Origin of the sequence: Curtobacterium sp. MCBD17_032, assembly GCF_003234855.1 — a bacterium.
Classification (GTDB): Bacteria; Actinomycetota; Actinomycetes; order Actinomycetales; family Microbacteriaceae; genus Curtobacterium.
In genome coordinates this window covers 226983-242552 of the sequence record NZ_QKTO01000002.1, presented here as the reverse complement: position 1 = coordinate 242552, position 15570 = coordinate 226983, and the positions used below count along the sequence as shown (strand labels likewise).

Genomic DNA, 15570 nt, shown 5'->3' with positions numbered 1-15570 from the left:
CACGACCGCAGGGCATCCGCCGGTCCGCCTGCGGGCCGCCCGGTGGTGGGTCGGCAGGCCGGGCGGCCGCCCGGCGGACCGCCGCCCGCCGGCCGCCGGCCGACAAGGGGGACCGCTCAACAGAAACCGGCTCGCACCGCGGATTCCCGCGGTGCGAGCCGGTTTCTGTTGTGCGGGGCCGACACGCACCGCGCGGGGCGCGCGGCGCGCCCCGCGCGCGGCGTCAGCCCAGCTTCGCAGCGAACTCGTCCGGCAGCCGCTCGAGCGCCCACTCGATCGCCGCGGTGGTCCCGAGCGAGAACGCCGTCGAGACGTCCGAGTCGTCGATCACGATCGCGTGCCCGGCCTCGACCGACGGCACCTTCTGGAAGAGCGGGTCGGCGGACGCCTTCGACGCCTCGACGTAGATCGGCAGCACGACGGTCAGGTCGGCGTCGAGCAGGTCGAGGTTCTCGTTCGACAGCGAGACGGAGAACTCCTTGCCCGCGGCATCGTCGATCGCCTTCGGGATCTCGAACCCGAGGTTCTGCATGAACGTGGCACGGCTGTCGCGGGAGGCGTAGACGCCGAACCCCTCGGACGTGTACGCGCCGATCGCCGCGGTCTTCCCCTCGAACTCGGGGTGCGCCTGGCGCGCGGCGGCGTAGGAGTCGTCGAGGTCACTGAGCAGCTTCTCGCCCTCGGACTCCTTGCCGAGCGCCTTCGCGATCATGTCGACCTGCTCGGTGGTGGACGTGAGGTAGTTCTCGCCGCCCTTCGGGATCGCGACGGTCGGGGCGATGGCGGACAGCTTGTCGTAGCGGTCCTTGTCGCCCGAGCTCTTGGTGTCGAGGATCACATCGGGGTCGAGCTTGAGGATCTCCTCGTAGCTGGGCTCGAGCGTGTCGATGATCTCCGGCGCCTTGTCGTAGGCGCCGTCGAGCCACGGGCCGACGCCCTCGCCACCGAAGGCGAGCCAGTCGCTGGCACCGACGGGCTGCACGCCGAGTTCGAGTGCGGTCTCGGCGTCACCCCAGCCGAGCGCCACGACGCGCTTGGGGGCCGAGTCGATCGTCGTGGTGCCGAGTGCCGTGGTGATGGAGACCGGGAAGGCCCCGTCGGACGAGCCACCGGCGGAGGACTCGGACGAGGACGGGCTCGACGAGGAGCAGCCGGCGAGCGCGAGGGAGGCGGCGACGACGGCACCGGCCGCGGCGAGCGCGCGCCCGAAGCGGCGCTTGGGGAGGGAGGTACGGATCACGAAGGGTAGCCTAACCTAAGCGGTCCGACGCCGGGAGTCCGCGCGACTATGCTGCCGCCGTGGCCGCCTTCCCCGACGCCGCCCGGACGCAGCTCGCCGTCCTCGGCTCCCCCGTCGCGCACTCCCTCTCCCCCGCGTTGCACGCTGCGGCCTACGAGGTCCTCGACCTGCCCTTCTCGTACGGGAGGCACGAAGTCGCGTCCGGCGGGCTCGCCGCCTTCGTCGCGGGGCTGGGTCCGGAATGGCGCGGGCTCAGCCTGACCATGCCGCTCAAGCGCGAGGTGCTGCCGCTCCTCGACCGGACGACCCCGCTCGTCGACGAGCTCGGCGTCGCGAACACGGTCGCGTTCCGGCAGGAGGGGTCGTCGGTCGTCCTCGCCGGAGCGAACACCGACGTCGAGGGGATCGTCCGTCCGGTCGCCGCACTCGGACATCTGCCCGGCGAGGCGACGATCCTGGGCGGCGGCGCGACCGCGGCGAGCGCCCTGGCTGCCTCATTGCGCCTCGGGGCCTCCCTGGTCCGGGTGTTCCTGCGCGACACCGGCAAGGCGGGCGACCTCGTCATGCTGGCCGCGCGGCTCGGGGTGACGCTCGAGGTGCACGCCCTCGACGACCTGTCGTCCGCCGGGCCGATGGGCTTCGTGGTGTCGACCCTGCCGGGAGGTGCCGCTGACGACCTGCCCCTCGTGCCGTCCGGACCGGACGCGGTGCTGTTCGACGTGGCCTACGAGCCGTGGCCGACCCGGGCCTCCACGGCGTGGACCGACGCGGGCGCCCGCGTGCTGAACGGCCTCGACATGCTCAGTGAGCAGGCCATCGGGCAGATCCGCTTCTTCCTGACCGGGGACGAGGACGAGCTCCTGCCGTCCGAGGCCGAGGTCCGCCGGGCGATGCGCGCTGCCGTGGGCCTGCCGCCGACGATCGGCTGATCCGGTCGCCGAGCACCACCCTGCACCGGGCACTCGAGACGCCCCGTCTGTCCTCGACACCGCCGAGTGGCCGAGGCGCCGCTCGATCCGGCGGGCTCGACGTCACACCCGGACCGGAGAGACGCCCCCGTCTGTCATCGACACCGCCGAATGACCGGGACGCCGCTCGATCCGGCGGGCTCGACGTCTCGCCCGGACCCGCGAAACGCCCCCGTCTGTCATCGACACCGCCGAGTGACCGAGACGCCGCCTGATCCGGCGGCGTCGTGCTCAGCTCGCGGCGTCTCGCGCAGACACCCCCGTCTCGCGGCAGCCCCCGCCGACGCCCCGTCTCGCGCCGGCACCCCGTCGCGAGATCAACCCGCGCAGACGCCCACGTGTCGCGGCGTTCCGCGCAGACGCCCCCGTCTCGCGGCGTTCCGCGCAGACGCCCCGTCTCGCGGCAGCCCGCGTGGACGCCCCCGTCTCGCCCACACCGGCCCGAGCCCGGTCGGTCAGGCCAGGACCCCGTCGACGTAGTACCAGCGGCCGGCCTCGCGCACGAAGTCGCTCGTCTCCTCGAGCGTCCCGCGCTCGGTGTCGGTGCGCCACCACGCGCGGAACGTGACCGTGCCCGCGGTGTCGAACGGGCCTCCCGACCGGGTCGCGACGATGTCGAGCCGCGTCCACCGCTGCGCCGGGTCGAGGTCGAGCGCCGCCGGGCGCGTGCTCGGGTGCCAGCTGTCGAGCAGGTAGGCGGGCAGGCCGAGCGCGAAGGCGGAGAACCGCGAGCGCATGAGCCGCTCGGCGGTCGGTGCGGGCGCGCCGACGTGCAGGGGGCCACAGCACTCGTCGTAGGGGTTGCCGCTCAGGCAGGGGCAGCGCTCGGGGCTCACCGCTCCAGCCTAGGGAGCGAAGCACCGCCGAGCACGCGACCGTCCGGCGCTCAGTCGACGAGCGAGAGCGTGACCGTGATGTTGCCGCGGGTGGCGTTCGAGTACGGGCAGATCGTGTGCGCGAGCTCGACCAGACGCTGGCGCGACGGCCCCTCGACTGCGGGGGCGTAGACGTCGAGCTCGACCGCGAGACCGAAGCCGCCCGCGCCGTCGCCGCCGATGCTGACCTCGGCGGAGACCTCGGCACCGGTGGTGTCGAGTTCGAGCTGCTTCCCCGCGACGTGCAGCGCGCCGAGGAAGCACGCAGCGTACCCGGCGGCGAACAGCTGCTCGGGGTTGGTGCCCTCGCCGCTGCCGCCCATCTCCCTCGGCGGACGGGTGTCGAGGTCGATGCGGTCGTCCTCGGTGCGGACGTGTCCGTCGCGGCCGCCTCCGGTGGCGTGGGCGGCTGCGGTGTAGACGATGTCGAGAGTCATCCGTCCAGGTCATCGACCGCCGCTGGACGATCGCTGGGGAGGCCCGTTCCCGAGCCGCTCCCCGCCGCCTCCCTGGGACGGCGTCGGGCGTGTCCGGGCCGCGCGGGCGTCAGGCGATGAAGGTGTCGACGAGCGCCGCCGCGTCCTCGACGACCGACCGCTGCCACTGCTGCCGGGTCTTCCGGATGCGCGTGACGACCAGACCGTGCAGGGAGATCCAGAGCAGGTCCGCCTGCAACCGCTCGTCCCGGTCGCCCGCGGGCAGGCCGACGAGGAGGGCGTCGAGGCGGCTCTGCAGTCGGTCGATCCCGGACTCGATCGTCACCGGGTCCTCCAGCAGGTCCCGCCCCTCGAACAGCAGCTGGTAGGCGCCGGGGTTCGCGACCGCCCACGTGACGTACGCGCTCGCGGTGGTCCGGAGCGACGTGGCGCGGTCGTCGGTCGAGGCACCCGCGCCCGCGTCCTCGATCGCCGTGGTGAGCGCGGTGAGGCTCTGGGTGGCCACGGCGATGAGCAGCGCCTGCTGGGACGGGAAGTGTCGGTACACGGCCGTCGCCGAGACACCGCAGGCGCGCGCGGTCTCCCGGAGGGACGGCGGCGTGACGGCCAGGCGCTGCGACAACAGGTCCGTCGCGGCTGCGAGGAGGTCGTCGCGGAGCTGGTCGCCCGTGCGGGTACGCGACGCGTTCGTCATGGAGCAACTGTCGCACGTCCCCGAGGTTGACACCTGTCAACCTCGCCGACTAGGTTGACACCCGTCAACCCGAAGGAGCAGTCATGGAACACACCGACACGACCGCGCTCGTCACCGGCGCGAGTTCCGGCATCGGGCGCGAGTTCGCCCGTGCACTGGCAGCGCGCGGAGCCCACCTGGTGCTCGTCGCGCGTCGGGCCGACGTCCTCGAGGAGCTCGCGCAGTCACTCCGGGCTGCGCACGGCCGGGCGGTGACCGTCGTGCCGCTCGACCTCACGCAGCCGGCGAGCGGCACGACCCTCGTCACCGAACTCGACCGACTGGGTGTCCGGGTGGACACGGTCGTGAACTGCGCGGGCATCGGTGTGACCCGCGACTTCGTGGACAGCACGCCGTCCGAGATCGAGGACCAGCTCGCCGTCAACATCGACGCCGTCGTCGACGTGTGCCACGCGTTCCTCCCCCGGCTCGTGTCCTCCGGCGGCGGCGTGCTCCTCAACGTCGCGAGTCTCACGGCCTACATGCCGACGCCGGGGATGGCGGTCTACGCGGCCTCGAAGGCCTTCGTTCTGCGGTTCACCGAGGCGCTGGCGTACGAGTTGCGCGACTCCGGGGTCACCGCCATGGCGTTCTCGCCCGGTCCGACGGCGACCGATTTCTACCGGAACTCCGGCACGGACGAGGGCCGGGTGCGCTTCGAGACGCCCGAGCAGGTCGTGGCCGCCGCGTTCCGGGCCCTCGACAGGCCGACGCCCCCGGTCAGCGCCGTCTCGGGCAGGGCGAACACACGGACCAGTCGCATCGCGCCGCTGCTGCCGCGGCGGACGGTCCTGCGCCTGGCCGACTCGTCACCCAGGACGACGGCCTGACGCCCGTCGGTGCACCGGTGTGTTCGCCAGGAGGCACGACGCCGCGGAGCCGACAGGACCCGTCCGCGGTGGCCGGCCGGACACGAGCCATCCGCAGCGTGAGCGGGTAGACACGACGTGTGTTCCGACTGGGGTGGCAGGTGCTGCGCGCGCGCTTCCGGGACGACGTGTCGCCGGTGCGCCTCCGCCGCGCGATGACGTGGGGCCTCGCCGTCGGCGTCGTGGCCGCGGTGGTGCTCGGGCTGAGCGCCGCGCACACCGGATGGGCCGGCGCGGGGACGGTGCGCTCCACGGTGGTCGTCGTGTCCTCCGCCCTGGCCGCCGCGTTGCTGACGGTGTCGTGCTTCCCCGTCAAGCAGACCGCCGACCCGCCGGCCACCATCAACGGCCGGCAGGTGCGTCCGGACACGATGCGCCTGGCGCGGGTCTCCGTCCAGCGGTACCTGCGTCGACGGATGCCGGAGGTGCTCCCGGAGGACCGTGACGCGGTGTTGCAGGACACGACCCTGCTGCGACGGACCCTGGTGGTCGACGTCGTGCGCGCGACCCCCGGGTTGATCGGCCTGGCGTTGCTGGCGCTCACGGCTCTGGCGGTGACCGACGGGCGCGGACTGAGCTTCATCGTCGTCGCGGGGTACACCTCACTCGTGCCCTCGTTCGTGGTCCGCCTCGGTCGGGCCGAGCGTGCGCACCGTGCCGCCGCGGCCCTCCCGCCGGCCGAGCCCGGCCCTCCCGCGCCGGCAGGGTGGAACCGCTCCCCGTCGGGGTCGAAGATCGCCCTGCCCGACGACTGACGACACCGCGAGCTGCGACCGACGACACCGCGAGCCCGCGACTGACGACACAGCGAACCCACGACCGACGACACCGCGAGCCCACGACCGACCACACCGCGGGCACCCGCCGCGGCAGGATGAACGCATGGACCCTCGCGCCCTCTTCGCCGCGACCGCACAGTCCTTCGTGGACCTGATCGCCGCGCTGCCCTCGCCTGTGGCGGACCCGGTCCTCTGGTCCTCCCGCGCGCTGGGTGTCTGGGACCTCCGGGCGCTCGTCGGGCACACGAACCGCGCACTGGTGACGGTGTCGACGTACGCCACCACGGCCCTGCAGGCCCCGCAGACCTCGCCGACCCCGACCCCTGCTTCGGAGCCACACGACGCGGACCCGCGACCGCACCGCGCGGACCCGGCCCCGTCGACGGCCGCGACGGACTGCACCGACGCGGCCGGGTACCTCCGCACCGCGTCCCGCTCGGCGACGGACCCGGACGAGGTCGCCGCCCGCGGTGTGACCGCCGGCGCAGCACTCGGCGCCGATCCGGAGACAGCCGTGGCGACCGCTCGCGACCAGGCCCTGGCCGCCCTCGCGGTCACCCCGCCCGGCACCCGCGTCGCCGTGGTCGGCGGCCTGCACCTGCCGGTCGAGGAGTACCTGCGCACCCGCGTCGTCGAGCTGGTCGTGCACGGCGGCGACATCGCACGCGCGGCGACGGCTGCCGGCACGCCCGTCGAGGCGTGCCCGCCCGAGGAGGCGGTGGTCGCCGCCGCCGTCCTGCTCGCCGAGATCGGGGCGCACCGCGGCGACGGCCCGGCGCTGCTCGCCGCCCTGACCGGCCGAGGTGCCCTGCCCGCCGGCTACTCCGTGCTCTGACCCTCGGCTCCGACGACGCCGACAGCTCCGCTGACCGCCCGTGCGACCCGGTCGACGGCGTCGTCGACGAGGGCTCGGCGCGCCACGTCGTCGCCCTGTTCGGACTCGAACACGAACGCCGTCGCCCCGCGGACCGCCCCGCAGTAGTCGACGATCCCGTGCTCGATCTGCGTGCGGATCGCCTGCTCGTAGCCGTGGCGCTCGTAGGTGCCGGCCGCGTCCCCGGCGACCGGCAGCAGGTGCACGGTGAGCCGCCCGAGGTTCCGGCGCGTGCCACCGTCCGGGTCGATGTCGAACGCCCACCCGTTCACGAAGACCCGGTCGACCCAGCCCTTCAGGAGCGCCGGCATCGACCACCAGTGGACGGGGAACACCAGCACGAGGTGTTCGGCCCTGTCGAGGCGCTGCTGCTCGTGGACGACGTCGTCGGGCAGGGCGCCGGTGCCACGGTAGGCGTCCCGGTCCGCGGGCCCGAACCGCGGGTCGAACCCCTCGGCGGCGAGGTCGACCAGCTCGACCTCCCCCGGCTGCACGGCGTCCCGGAGCTGCCGGGCGATGCCGGCCGTGAGCGAGTCGGGGTCGGGGTGGGCGGTGACGATGAGGGTCTGCACGGCCGCCAGTCAAGCGGACCCGGCTGAGCCCGCACCGACGTCGGCGGGTCCGTGCACACTGGTGCCATGTGTGGCCGCTTCGTCGTCTCCGACACCACCGCTGACCTCCTGCCCGAGCTCGTCGGGGAGCTCGCCGCGCGTACCGAGCACGTCGACGAGGACACCGGCGAGGTGCACACCGGCCTCGCCCCGAGCTGGAACGTCGCGCCGACCGACCCCGTGTACGCGGTCCGGCAGCGCCACGGGCAGCGCGAGCTCCCGCAGATCAGCTGGGGCTTCGTGCCGAGCTGGGCGAAGGACTTCCAGAAGCAGCGTCCGAAGCCGATCAACGCGCGCATCGAGACCGTGGCGACGAGCGGCATGTTCGGGCGGGCCTTCGCCACAAACCGCTGCATCGTCCCCGCGCAGGGCTACTACGAGTGGGTCGTGCGCGAGGACGGCAAGGAACCCCACTTCGTGCACGAGCCCGGCGGTGCGCTGGCGATGGCCGGCGTGGTGAGCGCATGGCCGGACCCGACGAAGCCCGAGGACGACCCGGACAAGTGGCGCCTGTCGCTCGCGATCATCACCCGCGACGCCCACGTGGCCCCGGGCGAGGTGCACGACCGGATGCCGGCGTTCCTCACCCCGGACGGCTACGACGCCTGGCTCGGCGAGGGTGCCGGGACGGACGACCTGCTCGCCCTGCTCGACCGCGAGTCGCTCGAGGTCGCCGCCGGCCTGCAGCAGTACGAGGTCGCCCGGACGGTGAACAGCGTGCGGAACGACGGCCCGCACCTCATCGACCCGGTCGCCTGACCTCCCGGTCGGTGGTGGGAGCGGGGCCGCGCCGCACCGCCCGCGCGATCGTCCGCACCAGCAGCCAGGTCACGGCGGCGATGGCGAGGAGGACCACCGCGACGCTGATGGTCCAGGCGATGTCGTAGCCGACCGGGATGACCGGGTTGTGCGTCTCCTGCGCGATCGCAGCCGTCGTGGTCATGAGCATGTCGTGTGACCGACCTTCCCCCTCGCGTCGCGGTCACCCCTCGGGACCACGTGGACGCCCGTCTGTTGTACCGGCGCCGCGAGGCCACCACAAGTCCTCCGGGAGACCGTGACCCTGCGGTGACCTCGCCCGACACCGGGGCTGACGGACGGGAGGCCCGCCCCACGCGAGCCGGTCAGCTGACGTGGGACGGGCCTCCCGTCCGGCGCTCTGCGCCTACCCGCGGCGACGCGGTCCGCTCACCGGCGCCACCGGCCGCCGACGGAGCAGGAGCGCCGCTCCGGCGAGCACGAGGGCGAACGCCCCGAGCCCGAGCCCGAGCAGCCCGGTGCTGCCGGTGAAGGCGAGCTCCGCGACGTGCGCGACTGCGGCGAGCCCGGTCGGGTACCGGATGGTGATCGCCGCGGTGACGACCTGCCCGGCGGTGTCCTGGACCGTGTAGTCGGCCGTCACGGTGCCGTGGTGGTCACGCTCCGGGGTGAAGGTGACCGCACCGTCCTCGACGCTCCAGGTGCCGGAACCGGCCACGGTGAAGCGGTCGGTCATGTGCCCGGTGGCGGGGTCGAGCAGGTGGAGCGTGTCGGTGTCGAACGTGCTGCCACCGGTCGGGCTGTCGTTGTCGAGCGGCGTGACGGTGACGCGTTCGCCCGCCCTGCCGGTGCCCTCGTCGTCGCGGGCGACCGCTGCGGCGACGACCCGGATGGTCGCGGTCGCGGTGGTCGTCTGCCCGGAGGCGTCGGTCACCGTGTACACGAACGTGTCCGTCCCGGTGAAGCCCGCCGCCGGGGTGTAGACGTACGACCCGTCGGCGTGCACGCGGACCGTGCCGTGCGTGGCCTTCCGGTGCAGGCCCGCGGAGAGCGCGGTGCCGTCGTCGTTGCGGAGCAGCCCGTGCCGGGCGTCGACGGCGAGCGGGGTGCCGGCGACGGTGCTGCCGGCGTCGTCGACCGCGGTGATGCCGACGGTCACGGTGACGGTCGCGTCGGAGCGCTGCCCGGCGGCGTCCTGCGCCGTGTACGACACGGTGTCGACGCCGGAGAACCGCTTCGCCGGCGTGTAGACGAAGGTGCCGTCCGCGGCGAGGGTGGCGGTGCCGTGCGCTGCGGTGCCGACGGCGACGACGGTCAGGTCGGTGCCCGAGTCGTTGCCGAGCACGCCGGGGCCGCGCACGGTGACGGGCTTGCCGGCGCTCGTCCGGGTGGCGTCGTCGGTCGCGGTCGGGGTGACGTCGATCGCGACGAGGGCGACCGCGGTGTTCTCCTCGGCGTCGTGCGCCGTGTAGGTGAACCAGTCGCGGCCGGACCAGTCCGCGGTCGGGGTGTACTCGTACGACCCGTCCTTCGCGAGTGCGATCCGCCCGTGCTGCGGTGCGACGTCGAGGGACGCCCAGAGCCCGGTGCCGGCGTCGTCGGACAGGACGCCCTTCGCCGCGGACATCCGGACGACGCCGTTCGTCCTCGTGGTGCTCCAGTCGTCGCCGGCGACGGCTCCGACCAGCACGACGACGGTCGCGGTGGCGGTCTGCCCGGAGGCGTCGGTCACCTCGTACCCGAACCGGTCGGTCCCGGAGGTCCCGGCGGCCGGCGTGTAGACGAGTCCGCCGTCGGTGCCGGTGGTGACGGTGCCACGGCGGGCGTCGCCGTGGCCGGTGACGGTCAGGCGGGTGCCCGCGTCGTTGCCGGTGAGGGTCGCGGCGGCGATGACGAGCGGCGTGCCCGCGGGGGTCTCCAGCGCGTCGTCGGTGGCCGTCGGGGTGACGGTGACGGTGACGGTCGCCGAGGCGGTGCCCCCGGTCGGGTCGACCACGGTGTACCGGAACGCGTCGGTACCGGAGAAGCCGTCCGTCGGGACGTACGTCACGGTGCCCGCACCGGTGACGCTGACGGCACCGTGCGCGGGAGCGCCCTGGGCTGCGGTGCCGACGCCGCTGACGCGGAGCGCGGTGCCCGCGTCGTTGCCGGTCACGTCGACCGCGACCGGGGTGCCGGCCGGGGTGCCGGCGGTGTCGTCGACCGCCTTCGGGACGATGGTGATCGTCACGGTGCCGGTCGTGGTGGTGCCCGAGCCGTCGGTCACGGTCACGTCGAAGGTGTCCGGGCCGGAGTAGCCCGGCTTCGGCGTGTACGTGTACGAGCCGTCGCGGTCGACGTCGACGGTGCCGTGGTCCGGCGTGGTGTGGTCGGTGACCTCGAGGTCGGTGCCGGTCGAGCCCTGCAGCACGCCCTGGTCGGCGGGGACGACGAGCACGCCGTCGGCGGTGGCGCTCGAGTCGGTGGCGGCGAGGACCGGCGTGACGGTGACCGTCAGGGTGCTGGTCGTGGTGCTGCCGGCGGCGTCGGTCACGGTGACGGTGACGCGGTCGATGCCCGACCAGCCGGCGGCCGGCACGTAGGTGACGGCACCGGCGGCGTCGACCGTGGCGGTGCCGTGTGCGCCGTTCGTGACCCCGGTGACGACCAGGCCGACGCCGGTGTCCTCACGGGTGAGCGCGGCCGAGGTCGCGGTCACCGGCTGCCCGGCGGGGGTGGTGCGGGCGTCGTCCCCGGCGGTGGGGCGGACGAGGACCGTGACGACACCGGTGGCGGTGTTGCCGGAGCCGTCGGTCGCCGTGTAGGTGAAGGTGTCCTTCCCCGAGAAGCCGTCGGCGGGCCTGTACGTGTACGAGCCGTCGGCCGCGAGCACGAGCGTGCCGTGGGCGGGCGCCTCGTCGACGGCGGCGGTCAGGTCGGAGCCGCGGTCGTTCGCGAGCACGCCGTCCGCCTTCGACACGGTGAGGGTCGACCCGGCGGTCGCCGTCGCGCTGTCACGCATCGCCATCGGTCCGACGACGACCAGGACGGTCGCGGTGGCGGTCTGCCCGGAGGCGTCGGTCACGGTGTACGTCAGGGTCTCGGTGCCCGAGAAGCCGCGCTCCGGCGTGTAGACGACCGAGCCGTCCGTGCCGAGCGTGGCGACGCCGTGTGCGGCACCGCTCACCGCCGTGACGGTGAGGCCGGACCCGGAGTCGTTGCCGAGCAGCGTCGCGGCCGGGACGGTGACCGCTCGGCCGGACGCGGTGCCGACGGTGTCGGCCATCGCGACGGGCCGCACCGTGACGGTCACGGTGACCGGGTCGCTGGTCCGGCCGGCGGCGTCGGTCACCCGGTAGGTGAACGAGTCCGTGCCGGAGGAGCCGGCGGCGGGCGTGTAGGTGACCGCGCCGGAGCGCTCGACGACGGCCGTGCCGTTCGTCGGCTTCGTGACGGCGGTCGTGCGGAGCCCGGACCCGGTGTCGTTGCGCTGCACGTCGATGGTCGTCGGCCAGTTCGCCGACGTGGTCGCGGTGTCGTCCTGCGCCGCCGGGGTGACGACGATCCGGACCGTGGCGGTCGCCGGCGTGCCCGCGGTGTCGGTCGCCGTGTACGTGAACGAGTCGTCGCCGGAGAACCCGTCGACCGGCGTGTACCGGAACGCGCCGGTGGCGGGGTCGAGGACCAGGACGCCGGAGCCCGGCTCGGTGTGGCTCGCGACGGTCAGGTCGGTGCCCGAGTCGTTGCCGAGCACGCCGGTCGCGCGGGTGGTGCGGGCCAGGGTCTCCCCCGCCCGGACCGTGCCGGCGTCGGCCGTCGCCACGGGGGCGACCACGACGGTCACGGTCCCGGTCCCGGTCGACCCGTTCGCGTCCGTCACCGTGTAGGTGAACGTGTCCGTGCCCGACCAGCCCGCAGCCGGGGTGACGGTGATCGAGCCGTCGGTACCGAGGGTCACGGTGCTGTGCGCCCCGTTCGAGACCGCGGTGACGACCAGGCCGACACCGGAGTCGTTGCCGGTCAGGCTGCCCGAGGTCACGACGAGCGGCTGTCCCGCGACGGTGGTGAGCGTGTCGTCGCCGGTGCGCGGCTCCACGGTGACGGTGACGAGGCCGGTCGAGGTGTTCCCGGAGCCGTCGGTCGCCGTGTAGGTGAAGGTGTCCTTGCCGGAGAAGCCGTCGGCGGGCGTGTACGTGTACGAGCCGTCGGCGGCGAGCACGAGCGTGCCGTGGGCGGGCCGCTGGTCGACCGCGGCGGTCAGGTCCGAGCCGCGGTCGTTCGCCAGGACGCCGTCCGCCGTCGAGACGGTGAGCGTCGAGCCCGCGGTCGCGGTCGCGCTGTCGCGCATCGCCATCGGGCCGATGACGACGGTGATGGTCGCGGTGGTCGACTGCCGGGAGGCGTCGGTCACCGTGTACGTGAGGGTCTCGGTCCCCGAGAACCCACGTTCCGGCGTGTAGACGACGGAGCCGTCGGTACCGAGGGTGGCGGTGCCGTGAGCGGCGCCGGTCACCTTCGTGACCGTGAGGCCGGTGCCGGCGTCGTTCCCGAGGAGGGTGGCGGCGGCGATCGTGACGGTCTGGCTCGCCTTGCCGGCTGCGGTGTCGGCCGTGGCGACGGGCGTGACCGTGACCGTGACGGTCACGGGGTCGGTGGTCCGCCCGGCGCCGTCGGTCACCGTGTAGGTGAAGGAGTCCGTGCCGGAGGAGCCGGCGGCGGGCGTGTACTGCACGGTGCCGTCGGTCCCGACCGCGACCGTGCCGTGCGCCGGCTGGGTGACGACCGCCGTGGTGAGGCCCGCGCCGTGGTCGTTCGCCTGCACGTCGACGGTCACGGGCCGGTTCGCCGGGGTGGTCGCCGCGTCAGCGGTGGCGGACGGTCGGACGGTGATCGTCACCGTGGCGGAGGTCGTCGCACCGCTGGGGTCCGACGCGGTGTAGTCGAAGCGGTCCGTGCCGGAGAACCCGTCGGCCGGCGTGTAGGTGTACGTGCCGGTCGTGGCGTCGAGCACCAGGGTGCCGTGGGCGGGGTTGCCCGAGTTCGTCACGCGCAGCCCGTCGCCGGCGTCGTTCCCGAGCACCCCGGTCGCCCGGGTGGTCGTGCTGACCGAGCGGCCGGCGTCGACCGTGGCGGTGTCGTCGACGGCCTTCGGAGCCACCCGGACGGTCACCGTCACGGTGTCGGTCTTCCCGTTGCCGTCGGTGATGGTGACGTCGAAGGCGTCCGGACCGGACCAGCCCGGGGCGGGCGTGTACGTGGTCGCGCCGTCCGCCGCGACCGTGACGGTGCCGTGCGCAGGCGTCGTGGTGCCGGAGACCGTCAGGCCGGAGCCGAGGTCGTTGCCGAGCAGCCCGGGAGCGGCGACCGTGGTGGTCTCGCCGGCGGTGGCGGCGATGGTGTCGGCCTTCGCGGTCGGCAGGACGGTGATGCTGACCGTGCCGGTGATGGTCGTGCCGGCGGCGTCCTCCGCCGTGTAGGTGAACGAGTCCTGGCCGGAGAACCGCGCGGCGGGTGTGTACGAGTAGGAGCCGTCGGCCTCGAGCGTCAGGGAGCCGTGCGCGGGCGCGGTGTTGCCGGTGACGGTCAGGCGCGAGCCGCGGTCGTTCGCGAGCACGCCGTCGGCGGCGCCGGCCGTGACGGTCGACCCGGCGTGCACGCTGAACGCGTCGTCCGTCGCGGTCGGCGTGACCGTGACGGTGACGGTGCTCGTCGAGCTCTGCCCGCCACCGTCGGTCGCGGTGTAGTCGAACTGGTCGGTGCCGGAGAAACCGGCGGCCGGGGTGTACGAGAAGCTGCCGTCGGTCGCCGTCATCGTCAGCGTGCCGTTCGCCGGGGCGGTGTGCTTCGTGACCGTCAGACCCGTACCGGCGTCGTTCCGCAGCACGCCCGCGGCCGGGACGGTGAGCGCGGTGCCGACGGGCGTCGAGTACGTGTCCGGCGTGGTGGCCGCGCGGACGGGCTTCATCCGGTTCGTGAAGGTCACGACGACGTCCGTGCCGTCCGCGGAGGTCGCGGCAGGGAACGCGAAGGAGCCGGAGTTCCCCGTCCCCTGGGCGATGACCGCGTCGTTGTTGACGTTCACGGCCTTCCATGTGGTGTCGTAGTTCGCGAGGTCCGTGGTGCCCGCTGCGGTCTGGGTCGCGGTGTAGGTCTTCGCCGGAGTCGTCAGGACGGCACCGGCGTGGTCGGTCTGGACCCCGGTCATGACGCCCGCGGTCGTCGCGGTGTTGCCGCTCGAGACACCGCCGCCCGTGACCCGGAGGCCGAATTGATCACTCGTCCGCCAACGCGCGTCGACGCTCGCCTGAGCCGAGAGGGTGTTGGCGTAGTTGCAGGTCGCCAGGTCGTTCGACGTGTAGTTGCCGGTCCCGATCCGGAACGAGGTGGCCAGGTCCCCGGATCCCGGATCGATCTTGTACATCATCGTGCCGACGGATGCGTAGAGGTAGCCGTCCGAAGAGAAGGCGATGCCCGGGCTGCCGCTCTGGTCGGCGGCGATGGGGAGCGTCGCCACGAGGGACGTGGGGAGGTTGACGTTGCCGCTCGTCGCGGGGATCGTCTCGGTCTCGACGCGGCGGATCTGGTTGCCGGTGACGACGAAGAGCAGCCCGCGCGTGCTGAACGCCATGTCGCCGTTCTTGTTCGCCAGCAGGTTCCCGAGCGTACCGACCTTCCCGATCTTCTCGCCGGTCTTCGGGTTGTAGGCCGCGAGGTACGCGGGATCGCCGCCGTCGGCGGTGTAGTAGATGCCGGTGGCCGGGTTCACCGCACCTCGGAGCAGGCCGCGGCCGCCGTTCGGGTCCGCGCCGGTCACATCGGGCAGCCGGACGTCGTTGACCGCGTCGTACGAGGCGATGACGTTGCTCGAGTTCGCTGCGTAGGCCGCGATCCCGTTCCGCGCGACTCCGAGCGCGTTGATCGCGGGCGACATGCTCTTGACTGCCGTCACGGCACCCGTGGTGGCGTCGATGGCGGACATCTGACCGTTGCCGTCGATGCCGTACAGCGTGTTCTGGTCGCAGGACAGAGCCGACGCAGCGACGGCGGGGTCCGCGGCGACCGCCTGTGTGACGGCAGCGCCGACGAGCAGGGCGGCACCGAGCATGGCGAGGGGGCGGAGGCCGAACGCACGGCGAGGCACAGCGGTGCCCTGGGGAGCAGGCAGCATGAGTCACTTTCGGGTCGAGACAGCGAGCCTGGCGCGGTCGAGGATCCGAGGGACTCGGGGAACGGCAGCCGACGCCGGTCCTGATCCTGGCAGGAAGCTGAGGCCCCATGGGGACAAGCGGGGTCCCCAGTAGGGGGGACCAGTGCCAGAACGCGGGGTACACGCCCCCGGACTGGGGACACCGCTCCGGGAACGTCGAAGCCCCGCCGGTGTTCCGGCGGGGCCTCGGTCATGCTGATCCGGAGGTCGTGCCTCCGGGTGGTGCTTCGCTTCTGCGC

12 protein-coding genes are annotated in these 15570 nt (G+C 73.5%); 5 read left to right on the top strand and 7 right to left on the bottom strand.

Going from position 1 to position 15570, the window contains the following annotated elements; genetic code table 11:
• Nucleotides 1-223: 223 nt before the first annotated feature.
• Nucleotides 224-1240, bottom strand: a complete 1017-nt coding sequence (locus DEI91_RS04160; RefSeq protein WP_258374283.1) for an iron-siderophore ABC transporter substrate-binding protein — start codon at nt 1238-1240, stop codon at nt 224-226.
• A gap of 59 nt (nt 1241-1299) precedes the next feature.
• On the opposite strand from DEI91_RS04160, the gene DEI91_RS04155 reads away from it, so the two are divergent.
• Nucleotides 1300-2169, top strand: a complete 870-nt coding sequence (locus DEI91_RS04155; RefSeq protein ID WP_111051062.1) for a shikimate dehydrogenase — start codon at nt 1300-1302, stop codon at nt 2167-2169.
• A 494-nt stretch (nt 2170-2663) separates the two neighbouring features.
• On the opposite strand, the gene DEI91_RS04150 is transcribed toward DEI91_RS04155, so the two are convergent.
• The 3 genes from DEI91_RS04150 to DEI91_RS04140 form a co-directional block, all read right to left on the bottom strand.
• Entirely contained in the window at nt 2664-3044 is a 381-nt protein-coding gene (locus tag DEI91_RS04150) for a YchJ family protein (RefSeq protein ID WP_111051061.1), read from the bottom strand.
• A 50-nt stretch (nt 3045-3094) separates the two neighbouring features.
• On the bottom strand, nt 3095-3520 hold the full coding sequence (locus tag DEI91_RS04145) for an organic hydroperoxide resistance protein (RefSeq protein WP_111051060.1): 426 nt from the start codon (nt 3518-3520) through the stop codon (nt 3095-3097).
• Between the two features lie 109 nt (nt 3521-3629).
• Nucleotides 3630-4214, bottom strand: a complete 585-nt coding sequence (locus tag DEI91_RS04140; protein WP_111051059.1) for a TetR/AcrR family transcriptional regulator — start codon at nt 4212-4214, stop codon at nt 3630-3632.
• Nucleotides 4215-4297: 83 nt separating this feature from the next.
• Between DEI91_RS04140 and DEI91_RS04135 the strand changes: the two genes are divergently transcribed.
• From DEI91_RS04135 to DEI91_RS04125, 3 genes are all read left to right on the top strand, one after another.
• Nucleotides 4298-5083, top strand: coding sequence for an SDR family oxidoreductase (locus DEI91_RS04135; RefSeq protein WP_111051058.1), 786 nt, complete (start codon nt 4298-4300; stop codon nt 5081-5083).
• Between the two features lie 119 nt (nt 5084-5202).
• Nucleotides 5203-5877: a hypothetical protein gene (locus DEI91_RS04130; protein WP_111051057.1), complete on the top strand. Its 675-nt coding sequence runs from the start codon at nt 5203-5205 to the stop codon at nt 5875-5877.
• 127 nt (nt 5878-6004) lie between these two features.
• Nucleotides 6005-6736 (top strand): maleylpyruvate isomerase N-terminal domain-containing protein, encoded by a 732-nt coding sequence (locus DEI91_RS04125; RefSeq protein WP_111051056.1) that lies wholly within the window; start codon nt 6005-6007, stop codon nt 6734-6736.
• Here DEI91_RS04125 and DEI91_RS04120 read toward each other — a convergent pair.
• Nucleotides 6721-7347, bottom strand: coding sequence for an NAD(P)H-dependent oxidoreductase (locus tag DEI91_RS04120; protein WP_111051055.1), 627 nt, complete (start codon nt 7345-7347; stop codon nt 6721-6723). The genes DEI91_RS04125 and DEI91_RS04120 overlap by 16 nt on opposite strands.
• Before the next feature lie 66 nt (nt 7348-7413).
• On the opposite strand from DEI91_RS04120, the gene DEI91_RS04115 reads away from it, so the two are divergent.
• Nucleotides 7414-8145 carry an SOS response-associated peptidase gene (locus DEI91_RS04115; RefSeq protein ID WP_111051054.1) on the top strand — a complete coding sequence of 244 codons (732 nt, stop codon included), beginning with the start codon at nt 7414-7416 and terminating at the stop codon, nt 8143-8145.
• Here DEI91_RS04115 and DEI91_RS04110 read toward each other — a convergent pair.
• Both DEI91_RS04110 and DEI91_RS04105 read right to left on the bottom strand, forming a co-directional pair.
• Nucleotides 8126-8329 carry a hypothetical protein gene (locus DEI91_RS04110; protein ID WP_146244202.1) on the bottom strand — a complete coding sequence of 68 codons (204 nt, stop codon included), beginning with the start codon at nt 8327-8329 and terminating at the stop codon, nt 8126-8128. The two genes, DEI91_RS04115 and DEI91_RS04110, sit on opposite strands and share 20 nt — an antisense overlap.
• A 222-nt stretch (nt 8330-8551) precedes the next feature.
• A complete protein-coding gene (locus DEI91_RS04105) occupies nt 8552-15265 on the bottom strand; it encodes an Ig-like domain-containing protein (protein WP_146244201.1) in 6714 nt (2237 codons plus the stop codon).
• Between the last annotated feature and the right edge of the window lie 305 nt (nt 15266-15570).